This window comes from uncultured Cedecea sp., assembly GCF_947498825.1.
Lineage (GTDB): Bacteria > Pseudomonadota > Gammaproteobacteria > Enterobacterales > Enterobacteriaceae > JGM124.
Genome location: NZ_CANMLV010000009.1, coordinates 35,400 through 57,541, shown reverse-complemented (window position 1 = coordinate 57,541; position 22,142 = coordinate 35,400). Strand labels below are relative to the sequence as shown.

At 47.3% G+C, this 22,142-nt stretch carries 18 protein-coding genes; 11 read left to right on the top strand and 7 right to left on the bottom strand.

Going from position 1 to position 22,142, the window contains the following annotated elements:
- Positions 1 to 40 precede the first annotated feature (40 nt).
- The 4 genes from Q1A40_RS11670 to rhaM all read left to right on the top strand — a co-directional run bounded on the left by Q1A40_RS11670 (position 41) and on the right by rhaM (position 3,941).
- Positions 41 to 1,552, top strand: coding sequence for a sugar ABC transporter ATP-binding protein (locus Q1A40_RS11670; protein ID WP_300000273.1), 1,512 nt, complete (start codon positions 41 to 43; stop codon positions 1,550 to 1,552).
- 2 nt (positions 1,553 to 1,554) lie between these two features.
- On the top strand, positions 1,555 to 2,559 hold the full coding sequence (locus Q1A40_RS11665) for an ABC transporter permease (RefSeq protein ID WP_300000413.1): 1,005 nt from the start codon (positions 1,555 to 1,557) through the stop codon (positions 2,557 to 2,559).
- Positions 2,556 to 3,560: an ABC transporter permease gene (locus Q1A40_RS11660; protein WP_300000272.1), complete on the top strand. Its 1,005-nt coding sequence runs from the start codon at positions 2,556 to 2,558 to the stop codon at positions 3,558 to 3,560. Before Q1A40_RS11665 ends, Q1A40_RS11660 begins: the two co-directional genes overlap by 4 nt.
- A gap of 66 nt (positions 3,561 to 3,626) precedes the next feature.
- Positions 3,627 to 3,941: an L-rhamnose mutarotase gene (gene rhaM, locus Q1A40_RS11655; RefSeq protein WP_300000270.1), complete on the top strand. Its 315-nt coding sequence runs from the start codon at positions 3,627 to 3,629 to the stop codon at positions 3,939 to 3,941.
- Positions 3,942 to 4,379: 438 nt separating this feature from the next.
- On the opposite strand, the gene aldA is transcribed toward rhaM, so the two are convergent.
- Positions 4,380 to 5,819: an aldehyde dehydrogenase gene (aldA, locus tag Q1A40_RS11650; RefSeq protein ID WP_300000268.1), complete on the bottom strand. Its 1,440-nt coding sequence runs from the start codon at positions 5,817 to 5,819 to the stop codon at positions 4,380 to 4,382.
- A gap of 405 nt (positions 5,820 to 6,224) precedes the next feature.
- On the opposite strand from aldA, the gene Q1A40_RS11645 reads away from it, so the two are divergent.
- The 5 genes from Q1A40_RS11645 (at position 6,225) to Q1A40_RS11625 (ending at position 12,274) form a co-directional block, all read left to right on the top strand.
- On the top strand, positions 6,225 to 8,369 hold the full coding sequence (locus Q1A40_RS11645; protein WP_300000267.1) for a TonB-dependent receptor: 2,145 nt from the start codon (positions 6,225 to 6,227) through the stop codon (positions 8,367 to 8,369).
- Between the two features lie 263 nt (positions 8,370 to 8,632).
- The gene (locus Q1A40_RS11640; RefSeq protein WP_300000266.1) at positions 8,633 to 9,571 is read left to right on the top strand and encodes a siderophore ABC transporter substrate-binding protein; all 939 of its coding nucleotides are present in this window, start codon (positions 8,633 to 8,635) and stop codon (positions 9,569 to 9,571) included.
- Between the two features lie 6 nt (positions 9,572 to 9,577).
- A complete protein-coding gene (locus Q1A40_RS11635) occupies positions 9,578 to 10,537 on the top strand; it encodes an iron chelate uptake ABC transporter family permease subunit (RefSeq protein ID WP_300000264.1) in 960 nt (319 codons plus the stop codon).
- Positions 10,527 to 11,519, top strand: coding sequence for an iron chelate uptake ABC transporter family permease subunit (locus tag Q1A40_RS11630; protein WP_300000262.1), 993 nt, complete (start codon positions 10,527 to 10,529; stop codon positions 11,517 to 11,519). Before Q1A40_RS11635 ends, Q1A40_RS11630 begins: the two co-directional genes overlap by 11 nt.
- Positions 11,516 to 12,274, top strand: a complete 759-nt coding sequence (locus Q1A40_RS11625) for an ABC transporter ATP-binding protein (RefSeq protein ID WP_300000260.1) — start codon at positions 11,516 to 11,518, stop codon at positions 12,272 to 12,274. Before Q1A40_RS11630 ends, Q1A40_RS11625 begins: the two co-directional genes overlap by 4 nt.
- A gap of 55 nt (positions 12,275 to 12,329) precedes the next feature.
- Here Q1A40_RS11625 and Q1A40_RS11620 read toward each other — a convergent pair whose 3' ends face one another.
- The 4 genes from Q1A40_RS11620 to Q1A40_RS11605 all read right to left on the bottom strand — a co-directional run bounded on the left by Q1A40_RS11620 (position 12,330) and on the right by Q1A40_RS11605 (position 17,598).
- Positions 12,330 to 13,172 carry a PRD domain-containing protein gene (locus Q1A40_RS11620; RefSeq protein ID WP_300000259.1) on the bottom strand — a complete coding sequence of 281 codons (843 nt, stop codon included), beginning with the start codon at positions 13,170 to 13,172 and terminating at the stop codon, positions 12,330 to 12,332.
- A 2-nt stretch (positions 13,173 to 13,174) separates the two neighbouring features.
- Positions 13,175 to 14,596, bottom strand: a complete 1,422-nt coding sequence (locus Q1A40_RS11615; protein WP_300000258.1) for a glycoside hydrolase family 1 protein — start codon at positions 14,594 to 14,596, stop codon at positions 13,175 to 13,177.
- Complete coding sequence (locus tag Q1A40_RS11610; protein WP_300000257.1) at positions 14,593 to 16,470, bottom strand: beta-glucoside-specific PTS transporter subunit IIABC; 1,878 nt, start codon at positions 16,468 to 16,470, stop codon at positions 14,593 to 14,595. The genes Q1A40_RS11615 and Q1A40_RS11610 overlap by 4 nt, the downstream gene beginning before the upstream one ends.
- Before the next feature lie 276 nt (positions 16,471 to 16,746).
- Positions 16,747 to 17,598 (bottom strand): Vmh family MBL fold metallo-hydrolase, encoded by an 852-nt coding sequence (locus Q1A40_RS11605; protein WP_300000255.1) that lies wholly within the window; start codon positions 17,596 to 17,598, stop codon positions 16,747 to 16,749.
- 136 nt (positions 17,599 to 17,734) lie between these two features.
- Between Q1A40_RS11605 and Q1A40_RS11600 the strand changes: the two genes are divergently transcribed.
- Positions 17,735 to 18,616, top strand: a complete 882-nt coding sequence (locus Q1A40_RS11600) for a LysR family transcriptional regulator (RefSeq protein WP_300000254.1) — start codon at positions 17,735 to 17,737, stop codon at positions 18,614 to 18,616.
- Positions 18,617 to 18,631: 15 nt separating this feature from the next.
- On the opposite strand, the gene Q1A40_RS11595 is transcribed toward Q1A40_RS11600, so the two are convergent.
- Both Q1A40_RS11595 and Q1A40_RS11590 read right to left on the bottom strand, forming a co-directional pair.
- A complete protein-coding gene (locus Q1A40_RS11595; RefSeq protein WP_367275744.1) occupies positions 18,632 to 19,861 on the bottom strand; it encodes a mechanosensitive ion channel family protein in 1,230 nt (409 codons plus the stop codon).
- A gap of 216 nt (positions 19,862 to 20,077) precedes the next feature.
- On the bottom strand, positions 20,078 to 20,716 hold the full coding sequence (locus Q1A40_RS11590; RefSeq protein WP_300000253.1) for an RpiB/LacA/LacB family sugar-phosphate isomerase: 639 nt from the start codon (positions 20,714 to 20,716) through the stop codon (positions 20,078 to 20,080).
- Between the two features lie 248 nt (positions 20,717 to 20,964).
- On the opposite strand from Q1A40_RS11590, the gene Q1A40_RS11585 reads away from it, so the two are divergent.
- Complete coding sequence (locus Q1A40_RS11585; RefSeq protein WP_300000252.1) at positions 20,965 to 22,137, top strand: oligogalacturonate lyase family protein; 1,173 nt, start codon at positions 20,965 to 20,967, stop codon at positions 22,135 to 22,137.
- Positions 22,138 to 22,142 lie beyond the last annotated feature (5 nt).

Here is a 22,142-nt window from a genome sequence, read left to right as displayed (position 1 = left end):
CCCTTTCCCCACGGGAGAGGGCGTTATCCGGAGAACTATCATGACAGCATCTACGCCGTTGCTGCAGCTCAAGGGAATAACGAAGGTTTTCCCTGGCGTGCGCGCCCTTGAAAACGTGCAACTTGAACTCTTCCCCGGAAAAGTGACAGCACTTATCGGTGAAAATGGTGCCGGTAAATCGACACTGGTCAAAGTAATGACCGGTATTTACCAGCCCGATGAAGGGGAGATTCTCTATAAAGATATCCCGATTCATTTACCCACGCCAGAATCAGCACATAAAGTTGGCGTTACTGCCATCCATCAAGAGACAGTGCTCTTTGAAGAGTTGTCAGTTACGGAAAATATTTTTGTCGGTCAGTATCTCTATAAGGGCTGGTTTAAAAAGCTCAACTGGCCAGAAATGCACCGTCGCGCGCAGGCCATTTTAACGCGCCTGGAAGTCCAGATAGACCCACACGCGATACTGAAAACGCTCAGTATTGCCCAGCGCCATATGGTCGCTATTGCCCGGGCATTATCTTTTGAGGCTCAAGTGGTTATTCTCGATGAGCCGACGGCAGCCCTTTCCCAGCATGAAATTCTGGAGTTTTATCAGATTGTTGAACGCTTAAAACAGGAAGGTAAAGCTATTCTGTTTATCTCGCATAAATTCGATGAAATTTTTGAACTGGCCGATCACTACACAATCCTGCGTGACGGCACCTTTGTTGGTGCCGGTAAGATGAACGAGATAAGTGAAGAGAAGATGGTTGCCATGATGGTTGGGCGAGCCATAACACAGACTTACCCCAAAATTCACTGCGAACAAGGCGAAACCATTCTTGAAGTAAAAAATCTCTGCCACCCTACAGAGTTTGCTCAGATCTCGTTCTCTCTGCGTAAGGGGGAAATTCTCGGCTTTTATGGGCTGGTGGGGGCCGGACGTACCGAGGTTATGCAAGCCCTTTCTGGGGTCACAAAGCCGGCGTCTGGCGAAATAGTGCTCAAGGGTAAATCGCTTCGCTTCCGTCAGCCAGCAGATGCCATTACTGCCGGCATTGTCTGCGTGCCAGAGGAGAGACAAAAACAGGGAGCGATTATCCAGTTACCGATAGTACAAAATATCAGTCTGCCACAACTCAGTCGTCTTAATCCTGACGGCGTATTAAATAAAGAGCGTGAGTGGCAACTGGCAGAAGAATATGCCCGACGTTTACAGGTTAAGGCCTTTAGCTGGCAACAACCTGTAGAAACCCTGTCTGGCGGTAACCAACAGAAAGTGGTGATCGGCAAATGGCTGGCAACGCAACCTGACGTGATAATTCTCGATGAGCCAACAAAAGGTATAGATATTGGTTCGAAAGCAGCCGTTCATCAATTTATGTCTGAATTAGTGGTTCAAGGACTGGCAGTGATTATGGTTTCCTCCGAATTACCGGAAGTCATGGGCATGTCCGACCGTATTATCGTGATGCATGAAGGACTAATGGTGGCGGAGTATCAGGCAGGTGAAGCCACCGCAGAGATGATAGTCAGCGCGGCCAGCGGCGCAAAACATGAGGCAGCATAATGATGGGACAAAAACTGCTTAAACACCGTGAAGCCTTACTGGGATTAGTCATCGTACTGATGATCCTCTCTATTGGCAGCCGGGTACCCTCGTTTATCGCCCCCAATAACCTGGTGGGGATATTCAACGATACCTCGATTCTGATTATCCTGGCCCTGGGCCAGATGATGGTGCTGTTAACCAAAGGCATCGATTTATCGATGGCAGCAAACCTGGCACTCAGCGGCATGATAGTTGCGTTGATAAACTTCCACTATCCAGATGTACCAGTCTGGCTATTGTTGATTCTGGCAACCGTTTTGGGCCTGATAATGGGTGCGATTAACGGCCTGCTGGTATGGAAACTCGGTATCCCGGCGATTGTTGTTACGCTCGGCACCATGAGTATCTACCGCGGAATAATATTCTTACTTTCCGGTGGAGGCTGGGTGAACTCCAACCAGATGGGGGCTGAATTTCTCGACCTGCCACGAACGATGATACTAGGACTCCCCGTTCTGAGCTGGTGCGCCATTGCCGTTCTGCTGTTAGTCAGTTATTTCCTCTGCTATAGCCGTACCGGACGTGCGTTCTATACCGCCGGAGGCAACGCGACCGCAGCCTACTATACCGGGATCAATGCCGGAAAGATGCAGTTTATCAGTTTCTGCTTGTCCGGCATGCTCGCCGGGTTCTGCGGCTATCTGTGGATTTCTCGTTTTGCTGTCGCTTATGTTGATGTCGCTAACGGCTTTGAATTACAAGTGGTTGCAGCCTGCGTCATTGGTGGCATCAGTACTATGGGCGGGAGTGGACGTGTTCTAGGCTGCCTGTTCGGCGCGCTTTTCCTCGGGGTAATTAACAACGCCCTGCCTGTCATTGGCGTATCGCCTTTCTGGCAAATGGCCATTTCCGGTACGGTCATTGTGATTGCCGTTCTGCTGAATGAGCGTGGTAACAAACGTAAAGGTCGCCTGATCCTGCGTGATGCGGCCCTGGCCCGACAAAAACTGGCGGTTAAATCATGAGCAAAATAATGACCACTGACATTATGAAACAGCCTGCGACAACAAAGGGGATTTTCCAGCGCTTATTGTGCTGGGAAGGTTTTCTTCTGGCGGTCACCTTGGCTATCTTTGTAGTGAATGCTTTTGCTTCACCTTATTTCCTTGATATCTGGAACCTCTCCGATGCCACGTTCAACTTCACCGAAAAGGCCATCATCGTATTGCCAATGGCGATGTTGATTATTGCCAGAGAAATTGACTTATCGGTAGCCTCTACCATTGCCCTGAGCTCAACCATTATGGGATTGAGTGCGGCTGCAGGAGTCGATACACCACTGCTGGTGGTGATTGGCCTCGGTGTCGGGCTGCTATGCGGCTTGCTAAACGGCATTCTGGTGACTCGTTTTAACCTCTCATCGATAGTTATCACCATCGGCACCATGAGTTTATATCGCGGGATCGCTTATATTTTGTTGGGCGATCAAGCGTTAAACAGTTATCCGGAAAGCTTTGCCTGGTTTGGGCAAGGCTACGTCTGGGGCGCACTGTCGTTTGAATTTGCGCTATTTATTCTGCTCTCTGCAATATTTGTGTTCCTGCTACATAAAACCAACTTTGGTCGCCGGACCTACGCTATTGGTAATAACCCGACTGCGGCCTGGTTTTCGGGTATCAATGTTAAACGCCATAATCTGGCATTATTTGCTCTGGTCGGACTGATGGCGGGCCTGGCCTCCGTTCTGCTCACCTCCCGCCTCGGTAGCACTCGCCCAACCATCGCGATGGGCTGGGAGCTGGCAGTGGTGACCATGGTGGTACTCGGCGGCGTCAATATTCTTGGCGGTTCCGGCAGCATGGTCGGTGTTATTATCGCTGCCTTCTTAATGGGGCTAGTCACCTTCGGCCTGAGTCTGCTGAATGTGCCGGGTATCGTTATGTCGATTATCGTCGGAGCCATGTTGATTGTGGTGATTTCTCTGCCGATTATCGCCAGACGTGTGATGAAAAAACGGCAAATCTGATTATCCACGGGTACTGCTCCCCACTCAGGTGCAGTACCTGCAAACTAAAATCACTCCGGAGAGAGTATGATCCGCAAAGCCTTTGTTATGCATGTTAATCCTGATGCACACCTGGAATATCAGCAACGCCATAACCCAGTATGGCCGGAACTGGAAACCCTACTCAAAGAACAGGGCGCACATCACTACGCTATCTACCTTGATAAACAGCGCCACCTGTTATTTGCCACTGTCGAAATTGAATCAGAAGAACGCTGGGCTGCTATTGCCAATACTGAAATCTGCCAGCGCTGGTGGCAGTATATGCGCGATATCATGCCCGCAAATCCGGACAATAGCCCGGTCAGTAGCGAACTTCATGAAGTGTTTTATCTCGCATAACCTCCCTTCCATCTATCTTCCTCTTCTCTTCTGATGGCACTTAAGGCGGACTTTCTTGTTCGCCAGACAATCCCCTTTAAGCCCACTCATCTGGGCCATAAATATACAAGATGAGCCGTAATCATTCAGACTTACAACACACCATTCTCAAGGCGATAGATCATGCAGAGCTTCCTGTCGGCCCGGTAAAACAGCTCAATATACCGTGACGCTTGAGGCTATAAGGGTTCCGCCCCATTCAGATTACGGCAGAGGAAAACTTAAAAATATTGCTATTCGCGCTATCGGTGCGGAAGGTGATGGTGTGAACTCTGCATGACAGATACAGGCTCTTAATACATTTAGCCGGGCAATGGATTAATCAGGGATGCACAGCCTGAAGCCTGCGCTGAGAAAAATCAAATGCCCGTCAACATGGGCATTTGATTCAAAGAGGCGTTATTGGTACTGCAAATAGGCGACGTGTGTTTGTAAATACTCTTCCAGACCATGGCGTCCGTCTGCGCCACCAATGCCTGATTTACGCCAGCCAGCATGGAAGCCTTGCATCGCTTCGAAGTTTTCCCGGTTGATATAGGTTTCACCAAACTTCAACTGCTTCAGCGCTTTCATCGCCGTGTTTAAGTTGGCGGTAAAAATTGACGATGTCAGGCCATATTCACTGTCGTTAGCCAGAGCAATAGCTTCATCCAGCGTGCTGAATTTCATCACTGGCAGTACCGGACCGAAGGTCTCTTCCTGCATGATACGCATTTTTTGCTGAACATTGGTAATCAGTGTGGGTTCAAAGAAGAAGCCAGTATTTCCTGAACGTTTACCGCCAGTCACAATCGTTGCTCCACCCGCAACAGCATCGGCCACTTTTTCCTCAACCCGTTGCAGAGCAGCAGCCGTGATTAAGGGTCCCATATCCAGACCCTTGCGTGTTGCCGGATCACCAAAGGTGACCTCTTTAAAGGCTGCCGCCAGGCGGGTCACCAGTTCATCATAAACGCCATCCTGCACGTAGAGGCGCTCCACGCAGTTACACACTTGTCCGGTATTGATCATACGTGAGGCAACAATCGCTTTCACAGTCAAATCCAGATCCGCATCATTCATCACGATAGTCGGAGCTTTTCCGCCAAGTTCCAGTGACGCTTTAGTCACATTCGGGGCTGCGGCCTTAAGAGTTGCAATCCCGGCATTCACACTGCCTGTCAAACTCACCAGCCCCACTTTCGGGTTTGCCGCCAGTTCTTGTCCTACCACAGGGCCATAACCGGTTACCAGATTAAAGACACCAGCAGGCAGACCAATATCATTGACAATACGGGCAAAAATGATCGCATTATTCGGTGTCAGTTCGCTCGGTTTAATAACAATAGTATTACCGGTCAGCAAAGCGGGAGCCGCTTTACGCGCGATCAGGAAGAATGGGAAGTTCCAGGGTAAAATACCCGTTGTTACGCCAATCGCTTTTTTAAACACCAGAATATGTTCCTGAGGACGGTCACTTTGTACTATCTCGCCTTCGTAGCGACGCGCCCACTCAGACATATAGTCGAGATAATCGGCAGTAAAAAACACCTCCACTTCTGCCAGTTCCTGAGTTTTTCCCCCTTCAGCAACAATGGTCTCCGTTAACTCAGCAGCATTCTGGCGTATACCCTCGGCAATTTTCTTTAACCAGCGACCCCGTTCAATAGCAGGTAATGCCTCCCAGTCTGGCTGGGCATCTACTGCGGCATCAATAGCCCGTTGAGCATCTTCCGGAGTCCCTTCAGGGATACGTGACAGCAGCGCCTCCGTTGCCGGATTTATTACGTCAATCCAGCGGTCTGAACTGTTTTCGACAAACTGACCGTTAATATACATTTGATGCTGAACAGGTTTCATAACAGGTTCTCCGTGAGATGTTTTTATCGTAGGGCTGATTGATGATACGTAGTGATTTACCCAAGATTGAAAGTGCAACAATTCACGAAAAATAACCTTGGCCTGGTTGCCAGTCCGTCAGTCAGAGTGGCAAAAATAACAAGAAACGACTATTTCAATCGGCATTTTGTCCATTCCCCCTTCATTCCTTTCATCAGCAGAGCTCTCTGGTCTCAGATTGGGTAAACAATTCTTTACATTAGCCATAAAGGTAATAAATGCAATAAAAATCAAACTGTTAAGCAAACTCATGCTATGTCATGACATAAATCACAGTTTAACAAATAGAAATGATTCTTAATGTGATTTACATTATCACTCGCATTTATTGGGATGCCACAATCAATATCTCTGGGGGAGATAACGGTGAGTATTAAATCTATGAATGGAAAGTTAAAAACGGGTTTACTGGTACCTATTCTTGGCCTAAGTTCACCTGCGTTTGCAGTCAGTGACGTGACTGAAAATAGCGATGACGTGATGGTTGTTACCGCTTCTGCGATTGAACAAAGAATCAAAGATGCGCCTGCCAGTATCTCGGTTATTACCGCTGAAGAACTGCAACAGAACGTGGTTAAATCCTCGACCGATCTCGCCGATATTCTTAGCCGCGCCAACGGTGTCTCTAAAGCAATTGGAACCGACGTTAGTTCCGGTATTCAAATTCGTGGTATGCCTGCCGCCTATACCCTGTTATTGATTGACGGTAAACGCGTCGGTTCAAGTAATGGGATCAAAACAACACAGCAAAACTACTTCGACGATATCAACTGGCTGCCCGTAGAGTCCATTGAACGTATTGAGATTGTCCGCGGCCCCATGTCTGCCCTGTATGGTTCAGATGCCATGGGTGGTGTTGTCAATATCATCACTAAAAAGAACAACAAAGAAGACTGGCATGGCGCACTGTCCGTCGGAACTCGCCAGCCTAAAGATTCCAACCGTGGCGATACCAACACCTGGACCGGAACCGTTGGCGGGCCTTTAGGACACGGTTTTGATTTACGTCTGAGCGGCTCTTCAAATAAACGTAACGCGGATACCAGCGAAACAGGCAGCCTGCGCTGGGGCAGCGGTTTAGAAGGGAAAAAAGTCTATACTTATGGCGCTGAACTGGGCTGGGATATTACTGAAACTCAGCGTGTCGCTATCTCAACCCTGCAAGGGAAAGAAGAAGGTATCGCTGGCACCAGTAATACAGGTGAACAGATAGGTCTGCGTGGCGTAGATACGCTTGAGCGTGAAAACTATACGGCCGACTATCAGGGCCTGTTTGATTTTGGCTCAGTCAAATTCACCGCATATGAAAACAAATTTAAAAATGCCGCCAGCGATGTTCCCATCATCAGCAATGGCGTTGCTTTGGGTACCCACGATACCAAATTGTGGAGCCGGGAGCGTATTGTCGAAGGGGATGTTAACCTGCCCTTTGAGCTGATTCTGCCACAAAACCTGACCATCGGTGCCCAGTGGAAAAAAGAAGAGTTAGATAACCCACGTTCTCTGGGAACCACCGCCAGTTCGCCACAAACTTACGGTCAAAGCTATGGCTCAGCCATCAGCAAAGGCATCTTTGTTGAAGATCAGATAGATTTGCTTGATGAGCTGACCCTGACACTGGGCCTGCGTCGGGATGATACCAAGTACGGTAACAAAACTACGCCACGTGCCTACCTGGTCTGGAACGCAACTGACGCCCTGACCTTTAAAGGTGGATATTCTGAAGGCTTCAAAGCGCCGAGCATCCGTCAGGCGAGCCTTGGATTTATCGAAACCTCCCGCGGTGCGGGTTGTAATGGCTATGCTGAATACACCGGTGGTGGTTGCTATACCATGGGTAACGACAACCTGAAGCCAGAAAAATCAACCAACTGGGAATTCGGTGCGCTGTATGATAACGCGGGCTGGAATGCCGGGCTGACCTTCTTTGATAGCCGCTTCAAGGATAAGATAGCAACAACGCCCGTTGGTTATGTCTACGGGCCTGCTAACGGGTTCTGGATGGAACGTGTCAACCTCGACAGCGCACATACTCAGGGTATTGAAGGTAATCTGAATATTCCACTGATCGGCGAACCAAAAGGGCAGTGGCTGCAGAAGCTGACCTTTAACAACAACTTTACCCGTATGATCAAAGCAGAAGATGCGCTGGGTGTTATGCTCGTTACGACACCTAAACTGACAACCTGGTCTTCACTGGACTGGCAGGTGACCAATGATCTGAGCGTTGAGTTCAATGCCCAGTACTACAGCAAAATGTTAGGCCTGGACAGTGCTGCAGACCAGTCTTCTCGTGGTTCAACCGCAACAGCACGTATTCGTAATGCTTATACTATCTACGGTATTGCAGGACACTATAAAGCCACTAAGAACCTGAAGTTTAACGTTGGAATCGACAACCTGTTTGATAAAAATCCAACGCCAGCGGAACCTTCAGGCAGTAATCTGAGTGGTAATAACTACTACGTTCCGGGCCAAACCTATTACGCCTCTATGACCGCCACATTCTAAGAATTGTCGCAGTCATTGAACCTGGCATCGCTGCATCGGTGTCGGGTTCTGTTCTCAATATCGGAACATAACCGTAAATATTGAGTGCCATTGTTGTTCATACTTTCCTTTTACCGTTATCATAGTGGAAAAGTGAAATACGAATCATTCTTATAAGCATATTCTAAACAATTAGAATTACTCGCGATGCAAGTGAAACGGGTGAAAGCCAGATCATTTGAAACAGAGCGAATATCATAAGAATAAGCTTTCCAGGAGAAAAAATGCGTCTTACTAAGCTAGTTGTTTCATCCCTGTTTGCTGCAGCTCTGACTTGCTCATCCCCCGTTTTCGCAGCCAGTGAACCGACAATAGAAGTGGTCCATGCCCAGGGAACAACTCAGGTACCTAAAAATCCACAACGCGTGGTTATTCTGAGCCCGGCAACACTGGATATCGCTGATGCTTTGGGTATAGAAGTGATGGCGGTTCCGAAAACCAGCGCCCACTACCCGACTCATCTGGCCAAATATAACGGTGACGCTTATATCAATGCGGGTACGCTGTTTGAGCCTAACTATGAAGCGCTGATCAACGCCAAACCCGACTTGATTATCGCGGGTGCTCGCGCCGCTGCGGCTTACGACAAACTGAGCGGAATAGCACCAACTATTGCACTGGATATCGACCCGAAAGACTTCCTCGCCAGTATGACTCAACGCACTGAACAACTGGGTGAGATTTTTGGCAAGCAAGAGAAAGCCAAAGAAGTGATTGCTGCCTTTAATGCTCAGGCTGAAGACATTCGCAAGAAATCAGCCCAGTCGGGCACTGCCATGATGCTGATGGTAAATGGCGGTAAGATTAACGCTTATTCTCCTGACTCTCGCTTTGGCTTTATTTTTGATGTCCTTGGATTCAAACCAGCCACGACCTTCGCGTCAACGGGGCAGCACGGTAATACCGTCTCACCAGAATTCATTATGGAAGCCAACCCTGACTGGCTGTTTGTGCTGGACCGCGACAGCGCTATCGGCAGCAAAAAAGACGGTGTATCTGCAAATCAGGTACTGGATAACCCGTTAGTGAAAAGAACTAACGCCTGGAAAAACCAGCATGTGGTTTACCTTGATTCTGGTGCCCTGTATATCGCAGGAGGTATCCAAAGCTATAGCAACCTGATGACGCAGGTTAATCAAGTACTGAGCAAGACGAAACCTTAATCATAAATGAAATCTGCTTATTATATTGCAGGCCTGGTGTTATTACTGGGCCTTATCTTTTGTAGTTTATTTGTCGGTGTCAGCCGTATTTCCCTGGTAGAGCTCTGGCACGATCCGGAAATGCGTGAAGTCTTGTTTGTCAGCCGCTTCCCGCGTACCGCAGCTCTGATTCTGGCAGGCAGTGCGATGAGTGTCGCAGGGCAAATCATGCAGATGCTTACACAGAACCGATTTGTCGAACCTTCCGTAGCGGGGACCACACAGTCAGCCGGTCTTGGGCTGTTACTGGTGATGATAATCAGCCCGGCAGCACCTGTCATGGTGAAGATGGGAATCGCCTCGTTGTTTGCTCTGTTTGGCACCGCGCTATTTATGTTGCTGATTAACCGCATTCAGATGAAATCCTCGCTGATGGTCCCTCTGGCGGGGATCATGCTGGGTGCTGTTTTCAGTTCAATGACGACTTTCCTGGCGATGGAACATGACCTGCTTCAGTCGCTGGGCGGGTGGGAGTCCGGTGATTTCTCAAGCGTAATGCAGGGACGTTATGAGTTGTTATGGGGTGTCGGGGTCATTACTGTTCTTGCGGCACTTATTGCCGACCGCTTTACCGTCAGTGGTATGGGACGTGATTTTTCAGTCAATGTTGGACTGAATTATCGCCGCGTACAGCTCACTGGTATGGCGATGATCGCCATTATTAGCGGTGTGGTGATTGTGGTTATCGGTGTCCTGCCTTTCCTGGGGCTGATTGTACCGAATATTGTTAGCATGATTTTTGGCGATAACTTGCGCCGTACGGTCCCCTGGGTCGCTCTCCTGGGAGCATTGCTGGTAATCGGCTGCGATATTATTGGCCGTCTGATTATCTATCCATTTGAAATTCCGGTCAGCGCACTGCTTGGTGTACTGGGGGCGATGGTCTTCCTGATGCTTATCATAAAGGGGAAACGCCATGTTCGCTAAATCGCAATCTGCTTCTGTGCCACACAAAGTCTCTCTTTCTCCGGGTAAGAGGTTGTGCCTGTTAGGTCTGGTTGTTGTGGCATTGATAGCCGTGTTTATGCTCATCCATCTCCAGGGCAATATCGCTTATATTCTGATGCATCGCGGACAGATCCTCGCGACGATGATGCTGGTTGCTTTTGCTTCGGGTATCAGTACGTTATTGTTTCAGACTATCACGCAAAACCGCATACTGACGCCTTCGGTGATGGGACTGGAATCATTATTTGTTCTGCTCCAGACGGTATTAGTTTTCTTCCTGAATATCGCTGGGTTAAGTATGTTCGGCACTGTCGGACAGTTTGTGGGAGAAACCGCGCTATTAGTTTTTTTCGCCACCTTACTGTATCGCTGGCTACTCAGTGGCACCGGAATCGATCTGCATCGAGTCTTGTTAATCGGCCTGGTGTTCGGCACCTTGTTCCGTAGCGCTGCCGGACTCATGCAGCGCCTGCTGTCACCGGGCGAATTTGCTGTGCTACAAAGCCGGATCTTCGCCACCTTCACCCGTGCTGACAGTAACGTATTGCTGATCTCCGCTCTGGTTATTGCAACTATCAGCTTTGTGGTCTGGCGAATGCGTCATCGGCTTGATGTGATAGCTTTGGGAAGCAATACCGCGACGGCACTCGGTATTCCTTACAAACGCTATATTACCGGTCTGCTGCTGTTAATTTCTGTCCTGGTCGCTATTTCAACCGCGTTGGTCGGCCCAATGATGTTTCTCGGGTTGTTAATCGTGAATCTGACCTACCCTCTGATGGGCTCCTGGCGTCACGCTTATCTGCTACCGGGTTGCGTAATGATCGGTATGATTGCGCTGATAGGCGGCCAGTTGATCCTGGAGCGTGTCTTCGATATGGCGGGGACGTTATCTGTAGTCATTGAATTTATCGGTGGCGGACTGTTTATTTATCTTTTACTGAAGAAGGTCGCGAAGTGATTGAAGTCAAAAATGTCAGCAAGAGATATGAAGACCAGCTGGTATTGCAAAATATCAATGAAACGCTGCCTTCATCGGGTATTACTTCAATTATTGGTCCGAATGGTGCGGGTAAATCAACGCTACTGTCCGTAATGAGTCGATTACTGACCCCTGATAGAGGTCAGGTGATGGTTGACTCGCTTAATGTGAATGACTCGAATAGCGAACAACTGGCAAAAGTCTTGTCGGTATTGCGCCAGGAGAACCATTTTACCAGCCGGTTAAGCGTCTACGATCTGGTCAGTTTTGGTCGTTATCCGTATACCAAAGGTCGACTCACCGCAGAAGATAAGCACTATATCAATCAGGCACTCTCTTTCCTCGATTTACTGCCACTCGCCAACCGCTATCTGGATGAGTTATCTGGTGGACAGCGTCAGCGCGCCTTTGTTGCAATGGTATTATGCCAGGATACAAAGTATGTGCTGCTGGATGAGCCACTCAATAATTTAGATATGAAGCATAGCGTTGCGATGATGAAACAGCTACGTCGGGCTGCCGACGAGCTAGGAAAGTCGATAGTACTGGTGATCCACGATATCAATTTCGCCTCTACCTATTCTGATCATATTATTGCGATGAAAAACGGTGAAGTGGTGTTTCGCGGCGTCCCGGCAGAGGTAATGGTGCCAAGCGTGATCGAGTCTATTTTCGAATTACCCGTCACCATTGAATACTTAGGCGGACAGCATATTGCGGTTTATTATCGCTAACTTGTTCAGTCATCATCATGAAGGGATAGCTTAATATCCCTCCTGCTCCCTTCCTCTACTCTTCATCCGCTCCTGTTATCCTGACCAGATGTACCGTCAGCCATAACAACTCATTCCCGCTCAGCGTAATATTTAGCTGTGATTTGACATAATCACGGATCAGCAATGAGCAGCGATAAACATGGGGATACTCTTTAATAATCTGTACCAGCAGAAAGCTATCGCGAGATTTATCCAGTTCACCTTCCTGTAGGCGCTGCAGAAAGAACTGCATATGAATCAGAAAACGTGAATAGTTAACTGACTCAACATCAATTTCTTGTTTAAAGTGGTACTGAACCAGATTAAAAATATCCTTTAACATCTTCACTGACTGTATCGTTTGCGCGACATCGTCACCTTGGGTCTGGCCATTAACTAAATGAAAAGCAATATTCGCCGTTTCTTCATCTGGCAGGCTAAGGCCGTACTGGCGATTAATCGCCGCCACGGCCTGGCTGGCAACGCGATACTGCTGGGGATAAAAACGTCTTACCTCCGGCAACAAACGGTTCTGAATAGCGATGCCTTTACTGCAGCGCTCAATAGCAAAAGCCAGATGGTCAGCAAGGGTAAAAAAGATCAGTTCCCGGACTTTATTCGTGAGCTGGGTATTAGCCTGTTCAATAATCATCGCCGCCATCTCAATTACGTTATCCGGAATGGAGGAAAGCATTTCCAGATAGCCTTTAAGATTGGTTTGCGACTGTACAACAAACAGTTTTTCAATTTTATCCGCAGCAATCTCATCACCCGGCCTACTACTAAAACCAATCCCTTTTCCCATGACGATAACCTCCCGGTTATCGTCATCAGTCGAAAGCACCAGGCTATTATTAAGCACTTTCTCAACAATCATGGTTACTCACCGTCTCTGATATTACCGTTTCTCTCTATCACATCCTTATACCACCAGAAACTACGCTTACGGACCCTTTTTAACTCTTTTAAGTCTGCTTCATTACGATCGACATAAATAAAGCCGTAGCGTTTTGCATATCCCTGATGGGTACTGACAACGTCAATTGCCGCCCAAGGACAATAACCCATTAATTCAACACCATCAGCAATCGCCAGTTGCATCTGTTCAATGTGCGATTGCAAGAAGGCAATACGATAGTCATCGTTAATCGTACCGTCGTCCTCAAGCTTATCCGGTGCCCCCATACCATTCTCAGTAATAATAATCGGCAGCCCGTAACGCTCACACACTTTGCGCAGCGTTAGCCGCAGGCCGACGGGGTCAACCACCCAGCCGTAAGGCGTTTTTCCTACATGAGGATTTTCCGCGGGTCGATAGACACCAGGCTCTCCCAGCATTATCTGCTGATCGCCTGCACGAGGCGCGACATCATTCCCGTCCCCGCGACTTGCGGCAATCGTCGCTGTCGAATAGTAGTTAATCGCCACAAAATCAGGTTTATCTTGTCGTAATAACGCCTCATCTCCGGGTAGAACATCCGGAGCGATACCTCTGTCAGACAAATAAGCCCAAGCCAGAGCGTTATAGCGACCATGAACCGCAACATCGAGAAAACTCCAGCAACGCAAAGTTTCCCAGTTATGGGCGGCAATCGCATCTTCCGGTTTACAAGTTTCGGCATACATCGAGGTGGTATTGATGGCCGGGCCTATCTTCAGCCCGCTAAATTCACGGTGGCAAAGCGCAAAGATCTGCGCCTGGGCCAGCATCATGTGGTGATTCTGCTGATATAGCTCTTTTTTTCCGGGTAATTCCCGATCGGCAGGAACACCTATCGCACCCGGATGCAAAATCATCGTATTCTGTTCATTAATGGTCAGCCATAACGGCACCTTGCTACTAAATTCAGTAAACAGAATGTGGGCATAACGGACAAAGGCATTAATGGTCTCACGGTTGAGCCAGCCACCTTTCAGCTCCAACGCCCAGGGCAAGTCAAAATGATAGAGTGTGACAATCGGGGTTATCTTGTGTCGGCATAAAGCATCAATCAGCCGACGATAGAAGTCCAGCCCCGCGGGATTAACTTCACCATCGCCGTCAGGAATAACACGGGACCAGGCAATCGAAAAACGGTAAGCCTTTAATCCCATCTCAGCCATTAAGGCAACGTCTTCCTCAAACCGATGGTAGTGATCGCTGGCGACATGAAAATCCGCCACACCCTCAGGATGACTGAGCATATCGACAACCGAGGGACCTTTGCCATCTTCATTCCAGGCCCCTTCGACCTGATAGGCCGAAGTCGACGCTCCCCAGAGAAAAGTATCCGAAAATTGGGTCGGTTTCTGATAAATCATGAATTCGTCTCCTGATGAGATTTCGTCATAAGCACATCGCCAAAGGTGGCCGCTGTTGCAGAAGTGATACGCAATGCCGCGTCTTCATCTCCCACCAGGATAACCGGAGTTATCAGGTCGTAACCTGCCGCTTCAATCGCCGGAATATCAAACTCAATTAAGGTCTCACCGGCCTTAACCTCATCCCCGACTTTAAGCGAGGAACGGAAGTGCTGACCATTCAGATTCACGGTATCAATACCAATATGAATCAACAGTTCGAGACCATTTTTATCTTGTAAACCAACCGCATGACAGGACGGCAGGAACATCATGACTTTGCCATCAAAAGGCGCTTTTAAAATACCTTCGCGCGGATAAATCGCCACCCCCTGGCCCAGCAGGCCGCCAGAGAACACATCATCATTCACTTCTGACAGCTTAACCACATCGCCACGTAGCGGACTGGCAATAACGCTTTCATTCTGTACCTTCTGGGTTGAGGCGTCCTGAGTCGTCGTTGCGACCTCCTCACTCTCATCAGCAATATCTTTGAACGCAAATATCCAGGTCAAAGCAAAGGTCACCACAATGGCGATACCGCAGGTGACCAGGGCATGGACAATGTTCATTGGATTTTCACCAATAAACGCAGGCAAAGCGGCAAGACCTGGCGAGACAAAGGCATAACGTACCAGGCCACTCAGTCCGGCATACATTCCAGCACAACCACCGCCTATCATCGCGGCAATCAGCACCCGACGGAATTTCAGTAACACACCATACAGCGCCGGTTCAGTAATACCCAGCAGCGCGGTAAAACCGGAGGATGAAGCCAGTTGACGCAGGTTGCTATTTTTGGTTTTCATCGCAATGCACAGCGTCGCAGCCCCCATTGCAATGTTAGAAGAGAGCATCCCCGGACCGTTAATCATTTCAAAACCGTTTTTACTCAACTGCCCAGTCGCGATAGGCGTCATTGCCCAGGCGGTGCCGGTAATAATTAAGAAGGGTTGTAGCGTGCCCATTAACATTGGAATTAACCAGCTAGCATGGCTGTCAATCGTTGCCGCTCCGGCGGCAACCAGGTCATTAAGTAAAATACCTGCAGGCCCGACAATCACCAGCGCCAGGGGAGCAGCAATCAGCAGGATCAGCATCGGTTTAATGAAAAACTTGATGATTGAAGGGGACACTTTTTCGGCAAAACGTTCCACCCAGGACATCAACCAGACCGTCAGAATAATCGGCAGAACTGAACCTGCATAATCAGAAAGCTGGACATTAATTCCAATAAAATCAACCGGTTTTCCGGTTGCTAACAATTGACCAATCCCGGGATGCAGTAAGATCCCTGCCAGCGTCATCGCCAGAATAGGGTTACACTCAAACTTAATCGAGGCACCGTAGGCCAGCAGGACTGGCAAGAAGAAGAAAGCCGCATCAGCGATAATATCTAACAGTTGATAGGTAGTACTTGTCGCGCTAATCAGCCCCGTCAGCTTCAGAATCGCTAACAGCGCTTTGATCATACCGGCGCCGGTAATGGCAGGGATCACCGGCGCAAAAGTGGTTGAAATCACGCTAATAATCCGCGTAATGATACCCTTTTTCTCATTCTCACTCTTTTTACCCGCTGGAATTTTATTCAGCGGTAAAGCTTTATTCAGAACCCGGAAGACCTGTTGAACCTCGTTTCCGATAACAATCTGAAACTGCCCTCCCTTCTCAACGACGCTGATAACGCCCGCTATATGGCTTATCTTATCCTCATCGACTTTAGCACGGTCGTGAAACTCCATACGCAATCGGGTTGCACAGTGAGTCAAGGTCCGTATATTCCCCGCACCACCAACATCCTGAAGGATTTTTTCTGCTATCTCATTGTAATTCATGAAGTTCCCTTATTTTTGACGCAAAAAAAAGACCAAAACGGAGATGCTCCCCTTACGGGAGAGCATTTCTATTTTGGTCTTGCCTGCTTGCGCAGTGACATGCCGTAATAAAAATGGCGATTTCGTCGGATTATCTGGAGTTAATTTCTGTTATTCAATCTCTGATATTTAAAAACGTGATCTACACCAAAAATCTATACCCAAAATAATTCAAGTTGCACCGGCATTCCCACCGAACAACTTGACGTACCACAAGCTAAAAGAGGATAAAAACGGCTACCACTTCATTTCGCCAGTGTTCACTTTGGCACTCAGTTCCAGCGATCCTTCATCCGCGAGTCCTGGATAAGCCTCTTTCATCTCGCTGATAACCTCGGCTGAACTTTTATGCTTGTTCAGTGCATTTTCAAATTTAACCAGATAATCCTGAGTAAAGGTTACTGCTTTATCGCCATCAGGCAGGCTTCCCAGATAATGACCGGGTATGACCTTGATCGGTTTCAGCGCTTTCATTTCAGTTAAAACATTACGCCATGCTTCACGCTTCTGCGCTGACAGTGTGTCTGCAGTCCAGACATGTATACCTGATGCAACCCCTGTTCCGCCTAAGATCGTTTTTTCAGACGGGATCCAGATATAGGCGGCATACTCTCCAGAATGGTGAAGTTCAAGCGGTGTTCCATCAACAGAAAAAGAGGTTTCTGGAGTGGGCTGAGGGACAACGATACTCTTCGGTGCCCCCTCTTCCATTTTAGGTCCCCAGTATTCAAGTTTCGCATCTTTGGTGGCACGAATATGCTCAACCACGGCGGGAGACGCGACAACGCTTACTGCCGGGAAAGCCTTAACCAACGGCTCAAGGCCAAAATAGTAATCAGGATCGCCGGAGGTAATGATTATCTTCGTCAAGTCCTTACCGCTCGCCTTAATCATATCAGCCAGCTTTTGCCCATCTTTGACACTGAACTGGGCATCAATCAAAACGACTTCTTTTGGCCCTGAAACCAGTGTCGAAGACACCGGAAAAATCGCTTTTTCGCCAGGGTTATAAACTTCCAGATGAAGGGGCGCTGAAATGGCGGGAACGGCAATCAGCGATAATAAGACAGCCAGTGTTTTGATGGTCATGTAGCATCCTTAACGCGCCCTCACGGGCATAAACAAAAAGTGAAACGTTGAGAGACAGTGTAATGGTTTCATTTTTTGATAAAATCCCCTCTACAAGACATGCTCAGTTTCTTAAAACGATCGGATGAGGCTGTTAATGGACAGAATTATGGCGGCGACTGTTTTTAATCATATCTGTGAACTCGGGAGCATGAGCGCGGCAGCGCGAGCCTTGGGCATTTCACGCCCGATGGTCAGCCGCTACCTTGCGGAAATGGAGAAATGGGCCGGCTCCAGACTGGTTCATCGTTCCTCACGACGCCTGACAGTCACGCCGGCCGGAGAAGAAATACTTAAAAAAACCAAACAGATATCCCAGCTTTCTGATGACGTTACCAGTATGAAAGAACACGCAACGCCAAGTGGAACTCTGCGTATTGCCTGTTCTCATTTCATCGGTATGCAGATAATCAGCCCGGTTATCAACGATTTCTTAAAGCGCTATCCAGAACTGCGCATTGAAATGAATATTAATAATCATCCGGTTAGTCTGATTGGCGAGCGTATTGATTTAGCGATTCGCATCACGGATAACCCGGAACCCGGTGCTATCGCCAGGCGACTCGGGGAATGTGTTTCTGTTGTTTGTGGCTCACCGGGTTATCTGAAAAGTCATGGAATACCGCAGCATCCTGACTCGCTGGAAGGCCACAATTGCCTGCAGTACAGCCGTTTTGCTCAGCAACTGTGGCACTTTAAAGATCAAGAGAAAAAATCCCTTTCCGTCCCTGTAAAAGGCAATTTTAGCGCTGATATTTCCTGGCTGCTGTGTGAAGCCGCTATTGCCGATTGTGGGCTGGCACTGGTACCAGAAATAGAAGCTCGCGCGGCGCTGGATTCCGGACAATTGGTTCAGGTCCTGGCGGATTTTGAACCGCGCACCATGGGAATTTATGGTCTGTATATGTCCCGAGAGCATAAATCTGTAGCACTCAATCTGTTTCTGAGCGCACTAGAAAGCAGGCTCTCCAGGACATAAAAGGCTCGTGTAAAATTATACTTCTGGTGGATAGATCATCGCGTTTGCAGATGCCTGTCCTGCCGGATACTGATATAGCCGCAGTGAGAATTGTTCTGCTATCGCCATAATATATTCAAAAATAGCGGACTGCGTGTTCTCATATTCCATCCATAACGTCGAAGAGGTAAAACAATAAATTTCCAACGGTAAACCCGCAGGAGAAGGCTTTAACATACGTACCATGATGTACATATCTTTGATGATGTCCTCACGGTCGGCCAGATAACGCATCAGATAATGGCGAAACAGAGTCAGATTCGTGATGCCATTGTCCATAAACCAGCCATCAGCAATACCGCCAGGGTCTCTGCCATCAACCAGCTGATTTAGCGGCTCACTGATCCCCCGCAGAGCAAGCATTGGCTTCAAGCTATCCTGAGTCACAAAAGCCACAGAGTGCTGATCAATAAAAATACTGCGCATAATACGTCTGGCACCAGAGGAAAACATGGCTTGCCAGTTGGTATAGGTTTCGGTGAGAAAATTTTTCGTTGGAATACGAGAAATTGTATTGTCCCAGTTACGGATAGTGATGGTATGCAGAGCAATATCAATCACCTCGCCACTGAGATTTCTATCCGGCATTTCAATCCAGTCACCGAGTTGCAGAACATCATTCGAAGAGAGCTGTACGTTGGCGACCAGTGACAGCAACGTATGCTGGAATACCAGCATCAGAACAGCAGCAGCCGCACCCAGGCTGGAAATAATAATAATCGGTGATTTATTCGACATCACGGCAAGGATCATGATTGCCGCAAGTATATGGATCAAAATCTTCCCTATCTGAATATAGCCTTTGATCGAGTGATTTTTTCGTTTCGCTTTACGCAGATATGAAATATTAACGATATCCAGCAGTTCGTTAAAAAATACTGACAGATAAATAAAAAATAAAATGCCACATAAGGTATGTATTGCTGTTACCCAGGGAGTGGGCATATCTGGCATAAATTGCAACAAATAGTAAACGCTTAAAACAGGGATAAAATTGGATATTTTTTCAGCAATTCGCCGGTCTTTTTCCAGAGGAACATCCTGCTTGTGACTGCCAAAAAACACTCTCCTGACAATTTTTATAACAAAAAATTTACAAGAGATATGTACAATTAACCATACTGCAATCAGTAAAATTATATTAAAGCCAAGGGAAAGCGCTTGATCTCCCTGAATAAAAGCCATCAACTTTTGTAAATAAACCATGTCGTCACGCCCGAAAAAATCTAAGAATCATGAAATAATAAAAAAATCAGAATACCCACAAAATTTCCTGATAATTATCATGACATGCTGAGACCATTTTCGTCTATGTCGTATTATCCGACATTATCGATGAAGAGAAGAAAAAGAGGTAAATATGGCAGGAAAATAAATAGGCTTTTCAGCCTATTTATTTTTATACTTGACTAGCAGAAGGAATTATTTGCCCAGCAAAGTGCGAATATAATCAGTCAACTCTGCGTCCTGGCTATTATTGAAGAAGCATTCCTGGAAGCGTTCTCCGCCAATAGCTTGCTTAACCAGCTCTTGATCAATCGCTTTCAGGGAGTCTATCAAAGGTTTGTTTGCAGCAACTTTCATGTCGTTCAGAATCACTGCGTTAGCATTCTGAGATTCACGACGTTCAGCCGGATAGCCTAACCCTTTCTCGCCGTCGAAAGCTTTCTCAAAGATATAACGGATATTAAGCTCTGCACCCCAGCCAAAGCCTTTCGCAAAAGGTAATGCTAACGCATTTCCGTTATTCACCTGAGCAAACAGGTAGGCATCAGTCGGGTCGATGCAGTAACCGCAGTTCACACCCGGGAAGGTGTTAAGCGCCATCATAGCGCCCTGACCAGTTCCACAGCCAGCAATAATGAAATCAACGGCTTTGCTGTTCAGCAGAAGAGCACCAATAATGCCAAGATGAACGTAAGTTAAACGGTGATCGTTGTCACCATCCATTCCCACGTTAAAAACAGTATGGCCTTGCTTTGATACCGTCGTGGTTAATTCATTCAAGATGATAGCATTCTTAGCCGCCTGGCTAAATTCATTCATTAATGCAATTTTCATTTTTTTAACCCCAATAGAGAACAACTCGTTACACAGTGCGGATACTGATGGACTGCGTCCATATCATGAGCACTATAGTATAGTAAATTTAGAAAACCACAACGCACTTCCACTAAAAATGAAACTATGTTTTAATATTATTATTCAACGTGATTCAGATCACTGTTTGCCGGGCTAAATTTAGCTATGTTACTTACCATATGGCAAAGCTCCGGAAAGAATTTAGTATTGGCGCAGAGTGAGGATTTATGGCTAAGGGTGATGTTCAGAAACTTAATTTTTCATCGACTGTCGATAGTGACTCCAACAACGAAGTCATTCGCTTAACACCGCAAGACGTTTTGTGTCACCGAAACTACTTCTATCAAAAATGTTTTACCAACGACAGCTCGAAGTTAATATTTGCCGCAGAGTTTGATAAAAATCGTAACTATTTTCTCTTAGATTTAGCATCACAAACAGCGAAACAATTAACTGAAGGTAGTGGCGATAATACTTTCGGCGGCTTTTTATCACCTGACGATAAGTTCTTATTCTACGTTAAGAATGAACGTAATTTGCAGCGTGTAGATATTGAGACGCTGGAAGAAATCACTATTTATACTGTACCCGATGACTGGGTGGGTTATGGTACATGGGTAGCAAATAGTAAGTGCACCCATATTGTTGCGATTGAAATTTTAAAAAGTGACTGGACACCGCTCAGTGACTGGAAAATATTCCACGATTTCTATCATAAAAAACCACGCTGCCGGTTAATTACCATTAATCTGGAAACAGGGATCGCCTCTGTTGTTCTGGATCAGAATGTATGGCTGGGACACCCAATTTACCGTCCTAATCACGATGATACTATCGCCTTCTGCCATGAAGGTCCGCATGATTTAATTGATGCAAGAATGTGGTTAGTGAACAGCGACGGCACCCAGGAACGCATGGTTCATGAGCACCTGCCAGGCGAAAGCTGCACGCATGAATTCTGGATCCCTGATGGTTCAGCCCTGGCTTATGTCTCTTATATGAAAGGCAAGCAAGAGCGCTATATTCGTAACTATAACCCTGCCACCAACGAAGATACTCTGGTGATGGAAATGCCTGCCTGCTCTCACTTAATGAGTAATGAAGACGGCACACTCTATGTCGGCGATGGTTCCGGTAGCCCTGTAGATGTTAAAGACACCGGCAACTATGAGATTGAAAATGATCCTTGGATCTATATTTTAGCCCCTAAAACCGGGCAAGCTTATAAACTGGTAAAACATAATAGTTCCTGGAAAGTATTGAACGGTGACAGACAAGTAACACACCCTCACCCATCATTTACCCCAGATAATAAATATGTCTTATATTCTTGTGATGCTGAAGGTCTCCCAGCGCTTTATCTGGCGAAAGTATCTGAAGAAATGTTAACTCAAATATAATTTGT